19 protein-coding genes are annotated in these 20,605 nt (G+C 71.2%); 11 read left to right on the top strand and 8 right to left on the bottom strand.

What is annotated here, in order from left to right; genetic code table 11:
- Positions 1 to 108: 108 nt before the first annotated feature.
- The 6 genes from pgl to tkt form a co-directional block, all read right to left on the bottom strand.
- Entirely contained in the window at positions 109 to 879 is a 771-nt protein-coding gene (gene pgl, locus QTQ03_RS09845; protein WP_289277721.1) for a 6-phosphogluconolactonase, read from the bottom strand.
- Positions 880 to 940: 61 nt separating this feature from the next.
- Positions 941 to 1,957, bottom strand: coding sequence for a glucose-6-phosphate dehydrogenase assembly protein OpcA (locus tag QTQ03_RS09840; RefSeq protein ID WP_289277720.1), 1,017 nt, complete (start codon positions 1,955 to 1,957; stop codon positions 941 to 943).
- A 34-nt stretch (positions 1,958 to 1,991) separates the two neighbouring features.
- Positions 1,992 to 3,509, bottom strand: a complete 1,518-nt coding sequence (gene zwf / locus QTQ03_RS09835) for a glucose-6-phosphate dehydrogenase (RefSeq protein WP_289277719.1) — start codon at positions 3,507 to 3,509, stop codon at positions 1,992 to 1,994.
- 34 nt (positions 3,510 to 3,543) lie between these two features.
- Positions 3,544 to 5,193 carry a phosphoglucose isomerase-related protein gene (locus QTQ03_RS09830; protein ID WP_289277718.1) on the bottom strand — a complete coding sequence of 550 codons (1,650 nt, stop codon included), beginning with the start codon at positions 5,191 to 5,193 and terminating at the stop codon, positions 3,544 to 3,546.
- Positions 5,190 to 6,368: a transaldolase gene (gene tal / locus QTQ03_RS09825; RefSeq protein WP_289277717.1), complete on the bottom strand. Its 1,179-nt coding sequence runs from the start codon at positions 6,366 to 6,368 to the stop codon at positions 5,190 to 5,192. Before tal ends, QTQ03_RS09830 begins: the two co-directional genes overlap by 4 nt.
- 15 nt (positions 6,369 to 6,383) lie before the next feature.
- Positions 6,384 to 8,522: a transketolase gene (tkt, locus tag QTQ03_RS09820; RefSeq protein ID WP_289277716.1), complete on the bottom strand. Its 2,139-nt coding sequence runs from the start codon at positions 8,520 to 8,522 to the stop codon at positions 6,384 to 6,386.
- Between the two features lie 265 nt (positions 8,523 to 8,787).
- Here tkt and QTQ03_RS09815 point away from each other — a divergent pair, with 265 nt between their 5' ends.
- The 3 genes from QTQ03_RS09815 to QTQ03_RS09805 all read left to right on the top strand — a co-directional run bounded on the left by QTQ03_RS09815 (position 8,788) and on the right by QTQ03_RS09805 (position 11,264).
- Complete coding sequence (locus QTQ03_RS09815; protein ID WP_289277715.1) at positions 8,788 to 9,744, top strand: heme o synthase; 957 nt, start codon at positions 8,788 to 8,790, stop codon at positions 9,742 to 9,744.
- A 258-nt stretch (positions 9,745 to 10,002) separates the two neighbouring features.
- A complete protein-coding gene (locus tag QTQ03_RS09810; protein WP_289277714.1) occupies positions 10,003 to 10,338 on the top strand; it encodes a hypothetical protein in 336 nt (111 codons plus the stop codon).
- A 5-nt stretch (positions 10,339 to 10,343) separates the two neighbouring features.
- Complete coding sequence (locus QTQ03_RS09805; protein WP_289280753.1) at positions 10,344 to 11,264, top strand: ATP-grasp domain-containing protein; 921 nt, start codon at positions 10,344 to 10,346, stop codon at positions 11,262 to 11,264.
- Between the two features lie 97 nt (positions 11,265 to 11,361).
- Here the strand turns inward: QTQ03_RS09805 and QTQ03_RS09800 are convergent, their stop codons facing one another.
- Positions 11,362 to 12,339 (bottom strand): COX15/CtaA family protein, encoded by a 978-nt coding sequence (locus QTQ03_RS09800; RefSeq protein WP_289277713.1) that lies wholly within the window; start codon positions 12,337 to 12,339, stop codon positions 11,362 to 11,364.
- 98 nt (positions 12,340 to 12,437) lie between these two features.
- On the opposite strand from QTQ03_RS09800, the gene QTQ03_RS09795 reads away from it, so the two are divergent.
- The 8 genes from QTQ03_RS09795 to QTQ03_RS09760 all read left to right on the top strand — a co-directional run bounded on the left by QTQ03_RS09795 (position 12,438) and on the right by QTQ03_RS09760 (position 19,342).
- Positions 12,438 to 13,193, top strand: coding sequence for a helix-turn-helix transcriptional regulator (locus QTQ03_RS09795; RefSeq protein ID WP_289277712.1), 756 nt, complete (start codon positions 12,438 to 12,440; stop codon positions 13,191 to 13,193).
- Positions 13,190 to 14,620, top strand: a complete 1,431-nt coding sequence (gene sufB, locus QTQ03_RS09790) for a Fe-S cluster assembly protein SufB (RefSeq protein WP_289277711.1) — start codon at positions 13,190 to 13,192, stop codon at positions 14,618 to 14,620. The genes QTQ03_RS09795 and sufB overlap by 4 nt, the downstream gene beginning before the upstream one ends.
- A gap of 89 nt (positions 14,621 to 14,709) precedes the next feature.
- On the top strand, positions 14,710 to 15,948 hold the full coding sequence (gene sufD / locus QTQ03_RS09785; protein WP_289277710.1) for a Fe-S cluster assembly protein SufD: 1,239 nt from the start codon (positions 14,710 to 14,712) through the stop codon (positions 15,946 to 15,948).
- Positions 15,945 to 16,271: a non-heme iron oxygenase ferredoxin subunit gene (locus QTQ03_RS09780; RefSeq protein ID WP_289277709.1), complete on the top strand. Its 327-nt coding sequence runs from the start codon at positions 15,945 to 15,947 to the stop codon at positions 16,269 to 16,271. The genes sufD and QTQ03_RS09780 overlap by 4 nt, the downstream gene beginning before the upstream one ends.
- Positions 16,271 to 17,044 (top strand): Fe-S cluster assembly ATPase SufC, encoded by a 774-nt coding sequence (gene sufC / locus QTQ03_RS09775; RefSeq protein ID WP_289277708.1) that lies wholly within the window; start codon positions 16,271 to 16,273, stop codon positions 17,042 to 17,044. The genes QTQ03_RS09780 and sufC overlap by 1 nt, the downstream gene beginning before the upstream one ends.
- Positions 17,045 to 17,130: 86 nt before the next feature.
- Positions 17,131 to 18,435: a cysteine desulfurase gene (locus QTQ03_RS09770; protein WP_289277707.1), complete on the top strand. Its 1,305-nt coding sequence runs from the start codon at positions 17,131 to 17,133 to the stop codon at positions 18,433 to 18,435.
- Positions 18,435 to 18,911, top strand: coding sequence for a Fe-S cluster assembly sulfur transfer protein SufU (gene sufU / locus QTQ03_RS09765; protein ID WP_289277706.1), 477 nt, complete (start codon positions 18,435 to 18,437; stop codon positions 18,909 to 18,911). Before QTQ03_RS09770 ends, sufU begins: the two co-directional genes overlap by 1 nt.
- Entirely contained in the window at positions 18,908 to 19,342 is a 435-nt protein-coding gene (locus QTQ03_RS09760) for a metal-sulfur cluster assembly factor (RefSeq protein ID WP_289277705.1), read from the top strand. Before sufU ends, QTQ03_RS09760 begins: the two co-directional genes overlap by 4 nt.
- A 198-nt stretch (positions 19,343 to 19,540) precedes the next feature.
- Here QTQ03_RS09760 and QTQ03_RS09755 read toward each other — a convergent pair whose 3' ends face one another.
- The gene (locus QTQ03_RS09755) at positions 19,541 to 20,518 is read right to left on the bottom strand and encodes a calcium-binding protein (RefSeq protein ID WP_289277704.1); all 978 of its coding nucleotides are present in this window, start codon (positions 20,516 to 20,518) and stop codon (positions 19,541 to 19,543) included.
- Between the last annotated feature and the right edge of the window lie 87 nt (positions 20,519 to 20,605).

Genomic DNA, 20,605 nt, shown 5'->3' with positions numbered 1-20,605 from the left:
CGCCGAGCGTTCACCAGCCGCCGGCCGAGCCGCTGTTCGGAATGGTCCGGTGGTTGACGCCAAGGCCTCAACGAGGGACCTCGAACACGGGGACCTGCCGCCAGTCACTCAGCGCAGGCTGCGGAAGCGGGCCGGCACGTCGGCCGCCGCCCCCCGGTCCAGCAGCCAGAGGGTACGACTGGTGCCCTGTACGCCGGCGGCCGGCAGCTGCACCGGGCCCGCCCCGGCGAACGCCATGCCGACGGCGCGGGCCTTGCCGGTGCCGGTGGCCACCAGCCACACCTCTTCGGCGGTGTTGATCGCCGGCAGGGTGAGAGTGGTACGGACCGGCGGCGGCTTCGGGCTGCCCCGGACAGCGCTGACCGGTCGGCTCTCGTAGTGCACCGGGTGCTCCGGGAAGACCGACGCCACGTGCCCGTCTTCGCCCACGCCGAGGAGGAGCACGTCGAAGTGGGGGAGGGCGGCGGTGCCGGGGCGGGCCGCCCGGGCCAGCTCGGCGGCGTAGCGGGCGGCGGCCTCCTCGGGGTCGCCCCCGACCGGGCCGCCGGCAGCCGGCATCGGATGCACCCGCGCCGGGTCCAGCGGCACCGTGTCGAGCAGCGCCGCGCGGGCCTGGGTTTCGTTGCGGTCCGGATCGCCGGCCGGCAGGAAACGTTCGTCGCCCCACCAGACGTCCACCCGTGACCAGTCGACCGCGTCCCGGGCCGGCAGCGCCGCCACCGCCCGGTACACGGCCGTGGCGACCCGCCCGCCGGTCAGCACCACCGACGCCTGGCCTCGTTCGGCCTGCGCGTCGAGGAGCCGGACCAGCAGCCGGGCCGCCACCGCCTGCGCCAGTAGGTCAGCGTCGGCGTGGACGGCGACACTCGCCTCGCTCATCTGGTGTGCCTTCGTTTCTCCGGCCGTCTGGCCGGTGCCGCATCGTGCCCGTCGCCGGGCTTCAGTACTGCCCGCTGGTCGCGGTGTGCGCGGTGATTCCGGCCTCGGCCCGCTGGGCCTCCGCCGGATCCTTCCAGACGTGCACCCGTCGGGCCGCGCGCTGATCCAGCCCGGTGATCCCCGCCGCGGCGCCCAGGGCCTCCGCGTACACCTGGTCGGCGTCGAGCCGACGCAACTCCTCGGCCAGTTCGTCGCCGAGCGGCCGGCGGACCAGCGGCAGGTGCCGGTCCTCCTGGCCGGTGCGCCGGAAGATCGCCATGCTGTCGTCGCGGGTCAACGTCAGCTCGTCGCCGTTGGCGCAGCGCAGCTGGACCTCGTGCATCCGCGGGTGCTGGTCGGTGTGCTGCCACTGCGGGTCGATCCCGAGCCGGGCGGCCAACCAGCCCCGCATCAGTGCGGCAGTCGGGTCGGTCCGCGGCGCGACCACGGTCGCCTCGGTGATCCGTGCCTCGGTGGTGTCGAACGCGCCCGCCACCAGCGTGCGCCACAGGGTGATCCGGGTCCATGCCAGGTCGGTGTCGCCGGGGGCGTAGTCCCGGGCCCGCTGCCGCAGCGCCTCGATCGGGTCGGTGGCCTGAGCGGCGTCGGTGATCCGTCGATCGGCGACCACGCCGAGGAAGTCGGTGGCGATCTCCGCCGGCGGGTCCCCGTGCCACCACGTCACCACCGGGACGTCCGGTACCAGCAGCGGCATCACCACCGACTCGGCGTGCAGGGCCAGTCGCCCGTACATCCGGGTGACCACCGCTTCGCAGGGACCGAGTCGGCCCCCGACGACGATCTCCGCGTCCAACCGGTTGCGGTCCCGCTCGACGTCCGAGCGAACGACGACCAACAGCCGGCACGGGTGGGCGGCGGCGGCGATCGTCGCCGCCGCCTCGGCGTCCCGGACCCGCTTCTCGTCCACCACGACGATCAGGGTGAGCGCCATGCCGCTGGCCACCCCGCCGGCACTGCGCCGCTCGGCGGCGAGCGCCTTGACCACCTCGTTGCCGGTGGTGTCCCACAGGCCGATCACAGGAGCCTCCCGGTCTGTTCGTGTCGCTGGCTCGTCACGCCCGCCGCCAGGCCCGGCCGTCGCCGGCCAGCATCTCGTCGGCGGCGCGGGGACCCCACTCACCGGCCCGGTACGGCTCCGGTTTCGAGCCGGCCCAGGCGAGCTCCAGCGGGTCCACCACCGCCCAGCTCTGCTCGACCTCGGCGGCGTCCGGGAAGAGCGTCCGGTCACCGATCAGCACGTCCAGCACCAGCCGTTCGTACGCCTCGGGGCTGGACTCGGTGAACGCCTCGCCGTACTGGAAGTCCATCGCGATGTCGCGGACCTCCATCGTGGTGCCGGGCACCTTGGAACCGAACTTCAGCACCACGCCCTCGTCCGGCTGGACCCGGATGACCAGCTGGTTGGGGCCGAGCGACTCCATGTCGGCCGGGTTGAACGGCAGGTGCGGCGCCTTCTTGAACATGATGGCCACCTCGGTGACCCGCCGGGGTAGCCGCTTGCCGGCCCGGATGTAGAACGGTACCCCCGCCCAGCGTCGGTTCTGGATGCCCAGCTGCACCGCCACGTACGTCTCGGTGGTGGAGTCTCCCGGGACCCCTTCCTCCTCGAGGTAACCGCGGGCGCGCTCGCCGCCGACCCAGCCAGGCAGGTACTGGCCCCGGACGGTGTCCCGGGAGACGTCCCTCGGCAGCGTGATGGCCTTGAGCACCTTCAGCTTCTCGGCGCGGATCTCGTCGGCGTCGAAGCTGGTCGGCTCCTCCATCGCGACCAGGGCGAGTAACTGGAGCAGGTGGTTCTGAAGCACGTCCCGGGCGGTGCCGACCGAGTCGTAGAAGGCGGCCCGGGTGCCGATGCCGACGTCCTCGGCCATGGTGATCTGCACCGAGTCGACGTACTTCGAGTTCCACAACGGCTCGAAGAGGTTGTTGGCGAACCGGAGAGCCAGGATGTTCTGGACCGTCTCCTTGCCCAGGTAGTGGTCGATCCGGAAGACGTCCTGCCGGGTGAAGACGTCGTCGACCAGGTCGTTGAGCGACTTCGCCGAGGGCAGGTCGTTGCCGAACGGCTTCTCCACCACGACCCGACGCCACCCGCCGGACCTGGCGTTGTCGGCCATGCCGGTCCGGGCGAGCTGTTTGAGGACCACCGGGAACGCCGCCGGGGGGATGGAGAAGTAGAACGCCGCGTTGCCCGGGATGCCGTGGGTGCGTCGCAGCTCATCCAGGGTCGCCGCCAGACGGTCGAAGGCGTCGTCGTCGTCGAACGCCCCGCCGACAAACTTGATGTTGCCGGCCAGCCGGGCCCACACCTCCTCGCGCCAGGGGGTGCGGGCGTGCGACTTCGCCGCCTCGTAGGCCAGCGACTCGAAGTCGCCGTCGCCCCAGTCGCGGCGGGCGAAGCCCAGCACTACGAAGCCCGGGGGCAGCAGCCCCCGGTTCGCGAGGTCGTACACGGCCGGTAGCAGCTTCTTGCGGGCCAGGTCCCCGGTGACGCCGAAGATCACCAGCGCGCAGGGCTCCGGAATCCTCGGCAGCCGCCGATCCTGCGGGTCGCGTAGCGGGTTCGTCACACCGCCTCCTCGCTCCGCCTCGTCGTCGTCATCGTCACGCGCGCAGTGCCCCAACCGCATCGAGCAGTTGGACCAGGCCCGTGGACCGGTCGGCCAGGTGCAGCCGTAGCAGGGGGCGTGCCCGGCCGGCCAGGGCCTGCCGGTCGCCGGCGGCCTGCGCCGCCTGCAGTTCCCCGAAGGTGTACGGTCGGCCGGGCACCGGCAGATCAACGTCAACCGCGCCGGTGAGCTGGAGGAAACCGCCGACCTGCGGGCCGCCCTTGTGGTACTGCCCGGTGGAGTGCAGGAAGCGCGGCCCCCAGCCGAAGGTCACCGGCCGGCCGGTCGCCTCGGCCAGCGCCGGCCGTAGCCGGGCCGCGTCCGCGTCCGCGAACCGGTCGAGGTAGGCCATCACCGCGAGGTAGCCGTCGTCGCCGAGCCCGTCGATCAGCCACCGCAGCACGCCCGCCAGGTCACCCGGCGCGCCGGTCGGCGCGTACACCTCGATCGCGCCCTCGGTGAACGACGGCGTCTCCGCCGGCGGGCCCGAGGCGAAGATCTTGTTGGTGTTCTCCTTGCTCTCGGTGACGTTCGGTTGGTCGAACGGGTCGATGCCGAGCACCACGCCCGCGACCGCGGTGGCGTACTCCCAGGTGAGGAACTGCGCACCGAGCGGACCACTGACCGCCACGTCCGGCTCGGACCCGCCACCGGGGACGTCGCCGGCGGTCAGCGCGCCGCCGTATGACACGGTGAGTACATCGTCCCCGGCGGCGCCCGGGCTGGTGGGCGACTCGACCACGATCGGCAGGATGCCGACGCCGGACTTGCCGGTCGACTCGGCGATGAGCTGCTCCGCCCAGTCGCCGAGCCCGTCGATGCCGGTGCCGTCGGGGACCAGCGCGACCTTGTCCCGTCCCATGGTGGCCGCCGCGCCCAGGGCGGCGCCCAGCGCGAGCGCCGGATTGTCCCGCTCACCGCCCAGCGACGCGGCGAGCGCGTCGGCCTGGTCCAGCAGTTCGACCACCTCGACGCCAGCCAGCGCGGACGGGACCAGGCCGAACGCGGTGAGGGCGGAGTACCGCCCGCCCACGTTGGGATCGGCGAGCACGGTGAACGCGCCCATCTCGGCGGCGGTGGCCTCCAGCGGGGAGCCCGGGTCGGTGACGACGACGAAGTGCCGGCCGGCCTCCGCCTCGGTCATCCCCGCGTCCAGGAACGCCTGCCAGTACGCCCGCCGGTGGCTGTCGGTCTCCACCGTGGAGCCGGACTTGCTGGCCACCACGACGACGGTGCGCTCCAGCCGGTCGGCCAGCGCTGCCCGGACCTGGCCCGGGTCGGTGGTGTCCAGCACGGTCAGCGGCCGGCCGAGGGTCCGGGCGATCACCTCGGGGGCCAGCGACGAACCGCCCATCCCGGCGAGCACGACGTGGTCGAGGTCGCCCAGTTCCGCTTTCAGCTCGGCGAGCTGGGGGAGCAGGTCCCGGCTGCGGCGGTGGGTGTCCACCCAGCCCAGCCGGATCTTCGCCTCCGTCTCCGCCTCCGGGCCCCACAGCGTCGGGTTCTTCGCGGCCAGCTTGCCGGGCACGCCGGCGGAGACCAGCGCATCGCGGGTGGAGGCGGCGGCGGCCTTGTCGACCGCGTCCGCTCCGTGCACCGTCAGCCCCGCGGCGGCCTCCGCCGGGCCGGCGAACAGCTCGCTCACGCGTTGCCTCCCGCCTGTTCGGCGGCCCGCGCGTTGGCCTTGGCGGCGTTGCCGGGGTGACCGTTCCCGCGCCCGGCGGCGGCGAGCGACTTGCGGACGCCGTTGAGCAGCTCGGTCCAGCTCGCCTCGAACTTCTCGACGCCCTCCCGTTCCAGGGTGGCGATCACGTCGGCCATGTCGACACCCACCGAATCCAGGTCCGCGAAGACCTGCCGGGCGTCGTCGTACGCGCCGGTGACGGTGTCGCCGCGGGTCTCGCCGTGGTCGGCGTACGCGTCGATCACCGACTCCGGCATGGTGTTGACCGTGCCGGGGGCGACCAGCTTCTCCACGTAGATCACGTCCCGGTAGTCCGGGTTCTTCGTCGAGGTGGACGCCCACAGCGGTCGTTGCGGGTGTGCCCCGGCGTCGGCGAGGGCCTGCCAGCGGTCGGAGGCGAAGACCTCGCCGTAGCGTTCGTAGGCCAGCCGCGCGTTGGCCACGGCGGCCCTGCCGCGCAGTGCCTTCGCCGCATCCGAGCCGATCTTCTCCAGGCGCCTGTCGACCTCGGTGTCGACCCGGGAGACGAAGAAGGACGCCACCGAGCCGATCTTCGACAGGTCGTGGCCGTTCGCCTTCGCCTGCTCCATGCCGGCGAGGAAGGCGTCCATGACCGCCGAGTACCGGTCCAGGCCGAAGATCAGCGTGACGTTGACGCTGATGCCCTCGGCCAGGGCGGCGGTGATCGCCGGCAGGCCGGCCTCGGTGGCCGGGATCTTGATGAACAGGTTCGGCCGGTCGACCAGCCACCAGAGCGCCTTGGCCTCGGCGACGGTTTTCTCGGTCTCGTACGCCAGCCGCGGGTCGACCTCCAGGGAGACCCGGCCGTCCACCCCGGCGGTGGAGTCGTAGGCGGGGCGCATCACGTCGCACGCCCACCGCACGTCGTACGCGGTGAGGTTGCGCACCGCCTCCTCGACGTCGACCCCCCGGGTGGCGAGGTCACGCAGCTGCCAGTCGTACTCGTCGGCGTCGCTCAGCGCCTTGGCGAAGATCGTCGGGTTGCTGGTCACCCCGACCAGGTGTTTCTCCCGGCGCAGCTGATCCAGCCCGCCGGAGCTGAGCCGTACCCGCGAAAGATCGTCGAGCCAGACCGCCACGCCCGCGGCGGTGAGCTCACCCAGCCTGTCCGTCATGCCGTTTACGCTCCCTCAGTTGCCTGTTGGGTTGCCGGTGATCTCCCCCACCCGGGTCAGTGCCGCGTGTGCGGCGGCCATGATCCGGTCGGGGGTGAACCCGAACTGCTCGAAGAGCACGGTATGCGGGGCGCTCGCCCCGTAGTGCTCGATGCTGACGCTCTCGCCGCTGTCACCGACGATGCCGCGCCACGACATGGCGATGCCCGCCTCCACGCTCACCCGTGCCTTTACCCCCCGGGGGAGGACGGACTCGCGGTATGCCTCGTCCTGCTCGGCGAACCACTCCTGGCACGGCATCGACACCACCCGGGTGGGGGTGCCGTCGGCCTCCAGCCGCTCCCGTGCGGTCAGGCAGAGCTGCACCTCGGAGCCGGTGCCGACGAGGATCACGTGCGGCTTGCCGCCGGACGCCTCGGCCAGCACGTATCCGCCGCGGGCCACGCCCTCGGCGTCGGCCAGGGTCGAGCGGTCCAGCACCGGCAGCGCCTGCCGGCTGAGCGCCAGCGCGGTCGGCCGGTCGGTGTGCTTCAGCGCCTGCCGCCACGCCCAAACGGTCTCGTTGGCGTCGGCCGGGCGGACCACGTCCAGGCCGGGAATGGCCCGCAGCGCCGTCAGGTGCTCCACCGGCTGGTGCGTCGGGCCGTCCTCGCCGAGACCGATCGAGTCGTGCGTCCAGACGTAGATCACCGGCAACTTCATCAGCGCCGCCAGCCGCACCGAGGGTCGCATGTAGTCGCTGAAGACGAGGAACGTGCCGCCGTACGGGCGGGTGCCGCCGTGTAGGGCGATGCCGTTGAGGATCGCGCCCATGGCGTGCTCGCGGATGCCGAAGTGCAGCGTGCGGCCGTACTCGTGACCGGGGAAGTCCTTCGTGGCGTGCCCGGCCGGGACGAACGACGGCTCGCCCTTCATGGTGGTGTTGTTGCTCTCGGCCAGGTCCGCCGAGCCGCCCCACAGCTCCGGCAGCACCGGCGCGAGTGCCCCCAGGACCTTGCCGGAGGCGGCGCGGGTGGCGATGCCCTTGGCGTCGGCTGGGAACTCCGGTAGCGCGTCCGTCCAGCCCTCCGGCAGCACCCGCCCGGCGATGCGGTCGTACAGCGCCCGGCGCTGCGGGTTGGCCGCCGCCCAGCCGTCGAAGGCGGTCGTCCACTCCCGCTGGGCGGCCTCACCGCGGCCCAACGCCTGGCGGGCGTGAGCGAGAACCTCGTCGGCCACCTCGAAGGTCTGCGCCGGGTCGAGGCCGAGGATCTGCTTGGTGGCTGCCACCTCGTCCGCGCCGAGCGCCGACCCGTGGATCTTGCCGGTGTTCTGCTTGTTCGGTGCGGGCCAGCCGATGATGGTGCGCAGTGAGATGAGGGACGGGCGACCGTTCTCCGCCCGGGCGGCCAGCAGCGCCTGGTACAGCGCCGCCACGTCCTCGTGGTAGTCGCCCTGGTCGGCGTCGCCGCGGCGCCAGTCCACCGTCTGGACGTGCCACCCGTACGCCGCGTAGCGGGCCGCCACGTCCTCACTCTTGGCGATGCGGGTGTCGTCCTCGATCGAGATCTCGTTGTCGTCGTAGATCACGCAGAGGTTGCCCAGTTGCTGGTGCCCGGCGAGGGCGCTCGCCTCGTGCGAGATGCCCTCCTCGATGTCGCCGTCGGAGGCGATGCACCAGATGTCGTGGTCGAAGACCGAGGTGCCCGGCTCGGTCTCCGGGTCGAACAGGCCACGCTCGCGGCGGGCCGCCATCGCCATCCCGACAGCGTTGCCGAGGCCCTGCCCGAGCGGGCCGGTCGTGGTCTCCACACCCGGGGTGTGCCCGTGCTCCGGGTGGCCCGGGGTGAGCGAGCCCCACTGCCGCAGCGCCTTCAGGTCGTCCAGGCCTAGCGGGTAGCCGGACAGGAACAGCTGGATGTAGAGGGTGAGGCTGGAGTGGCCGGCGGAGAGGACGAAGCGGTCCCGGCCGGGCCACGTCGGGTCGGCGGGGTTGTGCCGCATGACCCGGTTGAAGAGCAGGTAGGCCGCGGGCGCGAGGCTCATCGCGGTGCCTGGGTGGCCGTTGCCGGATTTCTCCACGGCGTCCATGGCCAGCACGCGGGCCGTGTCCACGGCCCGGCGGTCGAGGTCGGACCAGTTCAGTGCGGGATGCTCGGGTCGGTTGGCAGCCACTATCGATGTGCTCCTCGGCAGATGGGCGGAACCCTCACTGGTGACCCTATCGAGCGGTCCTAAACGTCCGCCCGGGGATCACTGCATGCTGTCCTGTACGTGTCCTGGTGGTCGCGCCGTTCGACCGAGGTGTGACAGCTCGCACCGTTGCCGGGTCGCCCGGGCAGCCAAAACGACAGCGCGTAGTGTGTGGGTCGGTCTGTGGACCCCGATGCGGGTCCAGGCCGATCCGACCTCCCCAGCCGACGCCGGAAGGTGGCAATCCGTGAGCATGATCACCGAGCGCCCGGCCAGTAACCCTGCCGGGCAGCCGGTGCGCACGGCGGCGACCGAGTCGGCCACCTCGCGGCGGGACGCGCGCGCCGTCGTCGCGGCGTACGTGGCGTTGACCAAGCCCCGGATCGTCGAGCTGCTGTTGGTCACCACCGTGCCGGCGATGATGCTGGCCCACGGTGGGATGCCGTCTCTCTGGCTGGTCGCCGTGGTCCTGGTCGGCGGCTCGCTGGCCGCCGGGGCGGCCAGCGTCCTCAACTGCTACATCGACCGGGACATCGACCAGCTGATGCGGCGGACCAAGCGTCGGCCGCTGCCGGCGCACACCGTGTCGCCGCGCAACGCGCTGGTCTTCGGCCTGGTGCTGGCGGTGGTCTCGGTCGGCCTGATGGCCGTGTTCACCAACCCGCTGGCCGCCGGCCTCACCCTGGCCGCGATCGTCTACTACGACCTCGTCTACACCGCCTGGCTCAAGCGGACCACCCCGGCGAACACGTTCTGGGGCGGGGCGTGCGGGGCCGCGCCGGTGCTGATCGGCTGGGCCGCGGTGACCGGCTCGCTCGCGCCGGCTGCCTGGGCACTGTTCGCGGTCGTCTTCTTCTGGCAGATGCCGCACTTCTACCCGTTGGCGATGAAGTACCGGGACGACTACGCGCGCGCGGGTATCCCCATGCTGCCGGTGGTGGCGTCCACCCGACGGGTCAACGCGGAGATCCTGGTCTTCGCCTGGCTGACCGTTCTGAGCTCGCTCGCGGTCTGGCCGCTCGGGATGAGCATGGTCTACGGGCTGCCGACCCTGGCGGTCGGAGTCGCCCTCCTGGTGGAGGCGCACAGGCTCTGCGGCCGGGCGGCGCGGGGCGAGGCGGTCCGACCGATGCGGCTCTTCCACTGGTCCACGACCTATCTGACCATCGTGTTCGCGGCGGTGGCGCTGGACGCGCTGATCTGACTCTCCGCTCAAGGCCGGACAAGTCATCATCATGGATGAGTTGTCCGGCTTTTCTATTCGGTCGAGGAAATTTCTCTCAGGTTGGCGGTTGCCCCTCTCGTTCATATCTGAGCAACCTTGTTGTCCTTGATTCGTGAGGAAAATATGGATAAATCCGGGCAAGTTGCCTGTGGTTTTCCTTAATGGTCGGGTAATTGGCATCACAAAAGGTTCATGGAACTCGCCCGGACGGGGGCAAGTCTGCTTAGGCTTCGCGTCATGGCAGATGGTTCCGATACGACGCTGACGGCTGAGCAGACCGCCACCGACCAGGCTCCCAGCGGCCTGGTCGCCGGCATCAAGTCGTTCGCCGCCGGACACGGCGGGGCGACGGCGGTCATCGAGTACGTCGGCAAGCGCGGCGCGCGCATCGTCCTCGTCGGCGCCGACGGCGCCTGGGGCGACCATTTCGCGGACGACACCGTCGTCGCCCGGCAGGCGTGCGCCGAGGCGGGAGTTGCCGTCGAGAACGCCTGGGAGCGTGAGCTCATGGACCAGATGCGGCCGAGCAACGACCTCTGGCGGTCGATGGCCCGGCGCACGATGGCCCGTTGACACTGATGACCCGGCACGACCGGCCGCGTCCCGGGGGGCTCCGGGTGGCTCTCGTCACCTGCGCGGCCTTACCCGACCTCGAGGACGACGACCGCCTCGTCGTTGCTCCCCTCGCGGCCCGGGGCGTCACCGGCGAACCCGTCGTCTGGGACGAGCCGGCCGTCGACTGGGCCGGCTACGACCTCGCGGTGCTCCGCTCGCCCTGGGACTACCCGGCCCGCCGGGACGAGTTCGTCGCCTGGGCCGCGCGGGTCCCGGCGCTGGCCAACCCCGCGGACGTCGTCGCCTGGAACACCGACAAGCGGTACCTCGACGAGCTGTCCGCCGCCGGGGTGCCCACGGTGCCCACGGCATGGGTCGCCCCCGGCGACGAGTGGGAGTTTCCCGCCGACCGCGGGGAGTACGTCCTCAAGCCCTCGGTCGGCGCGGGCAGCCAGGAGACCGGACGGTACGACCTGGCCGACCCGGAGCACCGGGATCTCGCCCGGTCCCACGTCCGACGGCTCGGCGCGGCTGGCCGGGTCACCATGGTGCAGCCGTACCTCGCGGCCGTCGACACCGCCGGCGAGACCGCGCTGCTGTTCGTCGCCGGCCCGACCGGGCTCACGTTCAGCCACGCTGTCCGCAAGGGGCCGATGCTGACCGGTCCCGACGTCGGCCCCGACGGGCTCTACCGGCCGGAGGAGATCACTACCCGTACCGCCACCGAGGCGCAGCTGGCGGTGGCGGAGAAGACCCTCACGGCGGTGCCGGGCGGCGCGGACCGGCTGCTCTACGCCCGGGTCGACCTGATTCCCGGCGCCGACGGCGCGCCGGTCCTGGTCGAGCTGGAGCTCACCGAGCCGTCCCTGTTCCTGGGGTACGCCGACGGCGCTGCCGACCGCCTCGCCGACGCCATCGTCACGCACCTGTCCCGCCGCGTCTGAACCGGCGTCCGGATCGCGAACCGGGCAAACACGTCAAGCGGGGCCGGCGTCGGGCCACCCCTCGCGGCGGCTGCGGGATCCAGCACGGGGCCGAGGATCAGATCGCGGCGGGTGCGACGTCGGCGGTGCGGGTGGGATTCGGCGGGGCGTGGACCGGCGAGGTGGCCGGGTGGCGGTCCCGGATCGACCAGAGCATCGACAGGGTGGCCAGCCAGACCAGGCAGGAGCCGAGCATGTGGGCGCCGACGAGCACCGCCGGCAGGTTGGTGACGTACTGCACGAAGCCGACGACCCCCTGCGCCAGTTCGGCGGCGAGCAGCAGGCCGGCCGCGCGGCGCGCCGCGGCGGGCGCCCCGACGGCCCGCAGGGCCAGCCACAGCGCCAGGCTGAGGCCCACGAGCAGGAAGACGAGGTCCGCGTGCACCTGTGAGATCGACTCCGGGTCCAACCCGTTGCGGACCGCGTCGGCGTCACCGGCGTGCGGGCCGCTGCCGGTCACCGCGACACCGGCGACGATCACCGCCGCGCTGGCCGCGCTGGTGATCCGGACCAGCGTCCGCAGCGGCACCGGTACGAGGAGGCGCGCGGGGCTGTCCGGCTCGCCGATCCGGCGCCAGAGGGCGTACGACACGAGCAGCAGCAGCATCGAGACCACGAAGTGAATGCCGACGATCGACGGGTGTAGTTGGGTTCGTACGGTGATCCCGCCGATCACCGCCTGCGCCAGGATCCCCAACACCACCGACGCCGCCAGCAGCGTCACGCTGCGCCGCCGTGGCCGGTGCAGCAGGGCGGCCAGCAGCGCGGCGCCGGCGATCAGCACCAGTACGAAGGTGAGCAGGCGGTTGCCGTACTCGATCATGCCGTGTACGCCCATCTCGGGCGTGGTGGTGTACGACTCGTCGGTGCACCGGGGCCAGGTGGGGCAACCCAGACCGGAGGCGGTCAACCGGACCGCCCCGCCGGTGACGACGATCGCGACGTTCGCGACGATGTTGGCGAACGCCAAACGGCGCAGCAGGCTGGTGGAAACCGGGAACCGGACGGCGGGAGTCACGGCGCAAATCCTACGCACCGTAGTGGAACCCGATCGGGTGACTCCGTCCGCGCGGTGGTTCGGATCACCGGACCCCGGGTTTGCGGCCCTCTGACGAATTACGTAACGTTGGCGTTGTGAAAAACGCGGCGGGGGTCTCCGGGTACCGGCCGGCGCTCGTTGCGGCCGCCGGTCAGTCTGCCGCGTCCGACCTGTCGACCCGGGACCGGGTCACCCAGCTGCTGCTGGAACGGGGTGCTACCACCGCGGCGCAGCTCGGCGAGGCCCTCGGGCTCAGCCCGGCCGCGATCCGCCGGCACCTCGACGCGATGCTCACCGACGGTGACGTGGTCACCCGCGAGCCGGCCGTGCGGGGCCACCGGCGCCGGGGCCGACCCGCCAAGGTGTTCCTGCTGACCGATTCGGCCCGGGGCCGCTGCGGCACCCACCACTACGACAACATGGCGACCGCCGCGCTGCGTTGGATCGCCCGCAGCGGGGGCCCGCAGGCGGTGGCGGCGTTCGCCGCCGACCAGGTCGCCGCCCTGGAGGCCCGGTGCCGGGCCGCCATGGAGAACGCCGGCGACGATCCGCTCGCGCGGGCGGAGGCACTGGCGGGTGCGCTGACCGCCGAGGGCTACGCTGCCAGCGCGTCCACGATCGCCTCCGGCGGCCAGCTGTGCCAACACCACTGCCCGGTGGCGCACGTGGCCGCCGAGTTTCCCCAGCTGTGCGAGGCCGAGACCGGGGTGATCTCCCGGCTGGTCGGCACCCACGTGCAGCGCCTGGCCACCATCGCGCACGGCGACGGGGTGTGCACCACACACATCCCGGCCCAGCCGGGGCGTGCCCAGTCCGGTAACACCGTCACCACTGTGAGGACAGATAGATGACCGAGCAGATCGTCCAGCCCCTGACCCAGGAGGAGCAGCTCGCCGCCCTGGGCCGCTACGAGTACGGCTGGGCCGACCCGGACGTCGCCGGGGCCTCCGCCCAGCGCGGCCTCAACGAGGCGGTGGTGCGGGACATCTCGGCCAGGAAGAACGAGCCGGCGTGGATGCTCGACCTGCGGCTGAAGGGCCTGCGGCTGTTCGACCGAAAGCCGATGCCGGCCTGGGGTGCCGACCTCACCGGGATCGACTTCGACAACATCAAGTACTTCGTCCGCTCCACCGAGAAGCAGGCCACCAGCTGGGAGGACCTGCCCGAGGACATCAAGAACACCTACGACAAGCTGGGCATCCCGGAAGCGGAGAAGCAGCGGCTGATCGCCGGCGTCGCGGCCCAGTACGAGTCCGAGGTGGTCTACCACAAGATCCGCGAGGACCTCGAGGAGCAGGGAGTCGTCTTCCTCGACACCGACACCGCGCTGCGCGAGCACGAGGACCTGTTCAAGGAGTACTTCGGCACGGTGATCCCGGTCGGTGACAACAAGTTCGCCGCGCTGAACACCTCCGTGTGGTCCGGTGGCTCGTTCATCTACGTGCCGAAGGGCGTGCACGTGGAGATCCCGTTGCAGGCCTACTTCCGGATCAACACGGAGAACATGGGCCAGTTCGAGCGGACGCTGATCGTCGTCGACGAGGGTGCGTACGTGCACTACGTCGAGGGCTGCACCGCGCCCATCTACTCCTCGGACTCGCTACACAGCGCCGTGGTGGAGATCGTCGTCAAGAAGAACGCCCGCTGCCGGTACACGACCATCCAGAACTGGTCGAACAACGTCTACAACCTGGTCACCAAGCGCGCCGTCTGCCACGAGGGCGCGACCATGGAGTGGATCGACGGCAACATCGGCTCCAAGGTCACCATGAAGTACCCGGCGGTCTACCTGACCGGCGAGCACGCCAAGGGCGAGGTGCTCTCGGTGGCCATGGCCGGCGAGGGCCAGCACCAGGACGCCGGCGCCAAGATGGTGCACGCCGCGCCGCACACCAGCTCCACCATCGTGTCGAAGTCGATCGCCCGCGGCGGCGGTCGTACCTCGTACCGGGGCCTGGTGCAGGTGCTGGAGGGGTCGCACAGCAGCGCCAGCACGGTCAAGTGCGACGCGTTGCTGGTCGACACCGTCTCCCGCTCCGACACGTACCCGTACGTCGACATCCGCGAGGACGACGTGTCGATGGGGCACGAGGCGACCGTCTCCAAGGTCAGCGACGACCAGCTCTTCTACCTGATGAGCCGCGGTCTGAGCGAGGACGAGGCGATGGCGATGATCGTGCGCGGCTTCATCGAGCCGATCGCCAAGGAACTGCCGATGGAGTACGCCCTGGAGCTCAACCGCCTGATCGAGCTGCAGATGGAGGGCGCGGTCGGCTGACGCCGGCCCTACCCGAGCGGCGGGCCGGCGCTTCCGGCCCGCCGCACCGAGCACCAGACATCGTCGTCGCAGAACAGACCAAGGAAGAGATGACTACCCAGGCTTCCGCGCCGCCCAGCACCAAGTCGCAGGCGCTCCGCTCGTACGACGTCGCCGACTTCCCGGCCCTCACGGGCCTGGAGGAGGAGTGGCGATTCACCCCGCTCAAGCGGCTGCGGGGCCTCACCGCCGGAGTACCGGCCGCGACCGGCACGGTCCGGCACGAGCACGACGACCCACCGGCCGGCGTCACCGTCGAGCGGATCGCGAAGGACGACCCCCGGGTCGGCAGCGTGCTCACCCCGGTCGACCGGGTCAGCGCGCTCGCCTACGGGGGTGCCGACGAGGTGCTGCTGGTGCAGGTCGCCCGCGAGGCCGTGGTGGCCGAGCCGGTGACCCTGCGGGTGGTCGGCCAGGGTGCGGACGGCCTGGCGCTCGGGCACACCTTCGTCGAGGTGGGCCGGTTCGCCGAGGCGACCCTGGTGCTGGAGCACGTCGGCTCGGCGACCCTCGCCGACAACGTCGAGGTCACGATCGCCGACGGCGCGAAGCTGACCCTGGTCACGGTGGCCGACTGGGCCGACGACGCGGTGCAGGCGCAGCACCTGAAGGTGAAGCTGGGTCGCGACGCGCGCGTCCTGCACGTGCAGGTGACCCTCGGTGGCGATCTGGTCCGCCAGTACACGACCGTCGAGTACACCGAGCGCGGCGGCGAGGCCGAGCTGTACGGCCTCTACTTCGCCGACTCCGGTCAGCATCTGGAGCACCGGCAGCTGGTCGACCACAGCGTTCCGGACTGCCGCAGCAACGTCGGATACCGCGGCGCGTTGCAGGGCGAGAGTGCCCGCACCGTCTGGGTCGGCGACGTGCTGATCCGTGCCGAGGCGACCGGTACCGACACATACGAGATCAACCGGAACCTGCTGCTGACCGACGGCGCGCGGGCTGACTCCATACCCAATCTGGAGATCGAGACCGGTGAGATCGCCGGCGCCGGCCACGCGAGCGCGACCGGCCGCTTCGACGACGAGCAGCTGTTCTACCTGATGACCCGGGGCATCCCGGAGGCCGAGGCGCGCCGCCTGGTGGTCCGTGGATTCTTCGCCGAGCTGCTCAACAAGATCCCCGTGGAGGCCCTGCGCGAGCGCCTCGGCGATGCGATCGAGGCCCGGCTGGCGAGCGGCAGGAGTGAGTTCGCGAGCCCCGCACTCGCGAGCGAGGACGTCGCCGCGAGCGGGAAGAGTGAGTTCGCGAGCCCCACCGTCACCGCGAAGGGCGGTGCCTGGTGATCCGGCTCTGCTCCACCGAGGACGTGCCGAAGGGCACCGCGATCAGCGCGGACGTGGACGGCACGCAGATCGCGCTGGTGCACGGCGAGGACGGCCGGTTCTACGCTGTCCACGACGAGTGCTCGCACGCCGCGGTGCCCCTCTCCGAGGGGGAGGTGGAGGGCTGCACGCTGGAGTGCTGGCTGCACGGTTCCCGGTTCGACCTGCGTACCGGCGAGCCGACCGGGCTGCCCGCCACCGAACCCGTCCCCGTCTACCCCGTCGAGATCCGCGACGGTGACATCTACGTCGACCTGACGCCGAGCAATGGAGTGACCCGATAATGAGCACCCTGGAGATCCGCGACCTGCAGGTGTCGGTGAAGCTGCCCGAGGGTGAGCTCAAGCCGATCCTGCACGGCGTCGACCTGACCGTGCGCTCGGGGGAGACGCACGCCATCATGGGCCCGAACGGCTCGGGCAAGTCCACCCTGGCGTACTCGATCGCCGGCCACCCGAAGTACGAGATCACCGGCGGCCTGGTGACCCTCGACGGCGAGGACGTCCTGGCGATGTCCGTTGACGAGCGGGCCCGCGCCGGCCTCTTCCTGGCCATGCAGTACCCGGTCGAGGTCCCGGGCGTGTCGGTGGCGAACTTCCTGCGTACCGCCAAGACCGCCGTCGACGGTGCGGCGCCGAAGCTGCGCACCTGGGGGGGCGAGCTGCGCGGCGCCATGGAGCGGCTGCAGATGGACCCGGCGTTCGCCCAGCGGAACGTCAACGAGGGCTTCTCCGGCGGGGAGAAGAAGCGGCACGAGATCGTGCAGCTGGAGCTGCTGAAGCCGAAGATGGCGATCCTCGACGAGACCGACTCCGGCCTCGACGTGGACGCGCTGCGCGTGGTCAGCGAGGGCGTGAACCGGGTACGTGAGACCGGCGACACCGGTCTGCTGCTGATCACCCACTACACGCGCATCCTGCGTTACATCAAGCCCGACCACGTGCACGTCTTCGTGGCTGGCCGGATCGTCGAGCAGGGCGGCCCGGAGTTGGCCGACAAGCTCGAGGACTCCGGCTACGAGCGGTACGTCGCCGGGGCCGGTTCGGCGCGGGCCTGACCGGCGATGAGTGAGCGGCAGCGAGCGAAGCATCGGCCCGGTCCGGGCGCGCCGGAGGGCCGCACGGAGCGGAGCGGAGTGCTGGCATGAGTTCCATCGTGATCCCGGCCGGCATGCCGCAGTACGACGACGTGCCGCGCTACGACGTGGCCGCCGTGCGCGCCGACTTCCCGATCCTCGACCGGGAGGTCAACGGCAACCGGTTGGTCTACCTGGACAGCGCGAACACCTCGCACAAGCCGCGCCAGGTGCTCGACGCGCTGCGCGAGCACTACGAGCGGCACAACGCCAACGTGTCGCGCTCGGTGCACACCCTGGGCACCGAGGCGACCGAGGCGTACGAGGACGCGCGGGCCAAGGTCGCCGCGTTCGTCAACGCCCCGAGTGTGGACGAGGTGGTGTTCACGAAGAACTCCACCGAGGCGATCAACATCGTGGCGTACGCGTTCTCGAACGCCTCGCTGCGGCCGGACGCCGACCCGCGGTTCCGTCTCGGGCCCGGTGACGAGGTGGTGATCTCCGAGATGGAGCACCATTCGAACATCGTTCCGTGGCAGCTGCTCTGTGAGCGCACCGGCGCGACCCTGCGCTGGTTCCCGGTCACCGACAACGGGCGTCTCGACGAGTCCGGCCTGGCGGACCTGGTCACCGAGCGGACGAAGATCGTCTCGCTGGTGCACATGTCCAACATCCTGGGCACCGTCAACGCCACCTCGCGGATCACCCAGCGGGTTCGCGAGGTGGGCGCCCTGCTGCTGCTCGACTGCTCGCAGTCGGTGCCACACATGCCGATGGACGTGGTCGACTACGACGCCGACTTCATCGTCTTCACCGGGCACAAGATGTGCGGCCCGACCGGCATCGGCGTGCTCTGGGGCCGCTCGGAGCTGCTGGCGGCGATGCCGCCGGTGCTCGGTGGCGGGTCGATGATCGAGACGGTGGCGATGGCGGGCTCGACCTTCGCCGCGCCGCCGGCCCGGTTCGAGGCGGGCACCCCGCCGATCGCCGAGGCGGTGGCGCTCGGCGCGGCCGTGGACTACCTCTCCCGGATCGGCATGCGGGCCATCCAGTGGCATGAGAAGCAGCTGACCGCGTACGCCCTGGACGCCCTGGCCACCGTGCCCGGGCTGCGGATCTTCGGTCCGACCGTGCCGGTCGGCCGGGGCGGCACGATCTCGTTCGCGCTCGGTGACATTCACCCGCACGACGTTGGGCAGGTCCTCGACTCGCTCGGCGTGCAGGTGCGGGTGGGCCACCACTGTGCCCGCCCGGTCTGCACCCGGTTCGGAGTGCCGGCGACGACCCGTGCGTCGTTCTACCTCTACACCACCAAGGAGGAGATCGACGTGCTGGTGGCGGGCCTGGAGCAGGTGCGGAAGGTGTTCGACTGATGCAGCTCGACCAGCTCTACCAGGAGATCATCCTGGACCACTACAAGCACCCGCACGGCCGTGGCCTGCGCGACGCGGACGATTCGGCGGCGACGGTCGCCGAGGCGCACCACGTCAACCCGACCTGCGGTGACGAGGTCACCGTACGCGTGGCCACCGACGGCGAGGTGCTGCACGACGTGTCGTACGACGGGATGGGCTGCTCGATCAGCCAGGCCTCGGCGAGCGTGCTGCACGAACTGCTCGCCGGCCGCGAGGTCGGCGACGCGTTCGTGGTGCACGAGGCGTTCGTGGAGTTGATGTCCGGCCGTGGCCAGGTCACGCCGGACGAGGACGTGCTCGGTGACGGGGTCGCGTTCGCGGGCGTCGCCCGCTACCCCGCCCGGGTGAAGTGCGCGCTGTTGCCGTGGATGGCGTTCAAGGACGCCGCGGCGCGCGCCGGCGTGGGCGTGAGCCCGACGGAGGTGAAGGCATGAGCGAGAACACCGCGACCGAGGCGACCCCGGTTGCCGCCGAGGGCCCGGCGGCCGGTGCCGCGGCCACCGGTGGTGCGACCACCGAGGGACCGGCGACCGGCGGCGGCAAGGCCGCCGTCGCCGACGTCGAGGAGGCGATGAAGGACGTCGTCGACCCCGAGTTGGGCATCAACGTGGTCGACCTGGGCCTGGTGTACGGCGTCCACGTCGACGACGAGAACGTCGCCACCCTGGACATGACGCTCACCTCGGCGGCCTGCCCGCTGACCGACGTCATCGAGGACCAGGCGCGACAGGCGCTGACCACCGGCCCCGGTGGCGGGCTGGTCAACGACATCCGGATCAACTGGGTCTGGCTGCCGCCGTGGGGGCCGGACAAGATCACTGACGAGGGGCGTGACCAGCTCCGCTCCCTCGGTTTCAACGTCTGACCTGGACCGTTCGGAGATCGGGCGCGGCAGCCGTGGGCGCCGCGCCCGACGCGTTTCGGGGACACCCAGACAAGATCTACTCGATGTGGCTGGGGACGGGGTCTCCCCGTCGTCACGACATGCCGACGTCCAGGTGGGCGAGTGGCGCTGCCCCACCCTCAGGCTGGGTCAGCGCCGCGGTGGGGTGTCCCGCAGCACCTACTGGGCGAGGATGTCCTCAGCCGTGCCGTGGAGTGCGTCGTGATCGGCTCCGCCAACGAGGCGATCGACTGCGTTGTCGAGCAGCGGGGGCGCACCCCGCTGGAAGATGAACTGTCGCGGGCCGCTGTACAGCGTGTCACTCCCGATTTCGCCGAACACCAGGTCCGCTCCGGTGCCGCCGGCGAGCCGGTCCTGTCCATGCCCGCCGTACACGCGGTCGTCGTTGTCGTCACCGCTGATGCAGTCGTTACCTGGGCCCCCGTAGAGGAGGTCGTTGCCAGGTCCACCGTAGATCTGGTCGGCATCACCGGCAGGGCCGGTGCGGTTGCGGAGGAAGCAGGTCGAGTAGGTCAGGCTGATGAGATCGCGGCCCCGGGCGGTCAATCCGTCGACCGTGTCGTCGCCGGCCCCGCCCCGGATGATGTCGGGGTCGCCGCCACCCTCGATCGTGTCCCCGCCGGGTCCGCCGTCGATCCTGTCGCTGCCGGCCTGGCCGTAGATCGTGTCGTCGCCAGCACCGCCGTCGACGGTGTCGGCTCCGTTCTGGCCGTAGATCGTGTCGTCGCCAGCACCGCCGGACACGATGTCGTTGCCCTCTCCGGCGCAGATGAGGTCGTTGCCACCGCCTCCATCGATGGTGTCGACGCCTTCGAGGCTGATGATGACGTCGTCCGCGGCCGTGCCCACGATTGTGTCGTCACCGGGTGTACCGACGATGAACCGCCCGCTGGCGATCCGGTAGCAGTACGCGGGAACCCGTGGCTCGTCGGTCGGGTCGGTCGGCCGGTACGTGATGTCACTCGGCGGCAGGCTGGACGCGACAGGCTTGTTGGACAGCGGTACCGGTGAGCGTGTCGGGTCGGGCATGTCGGCCTGGAGCGCGACCGCGGGGGAAGCAGCCAGCACGACGGTGAGCAGCCCAGCGGCGGCCAGGACGACCTCGAAGCGGCGGGTGCGTGATGATCTGGAAAGCATGTCGGTCTCCTCGTCCCGAGATACCCACCGGTCCTGGTGGGCGGTTGACGAGGGTTCGGAACCACCGACCGCACCGGATCACCACCG

Origin of the sequence: Micromonospora sp. WMMA1363 (assembly GCF_030345795.1) — a bacterium.
GTDB lineage: Bacteria > Actinomycetota > Actinomycetes > Mycobacteriales > Micromonosporaceae > Micromonospora.
This window is presented reverse-complemented; position numbering and strand designations above follow the sequence as displayed.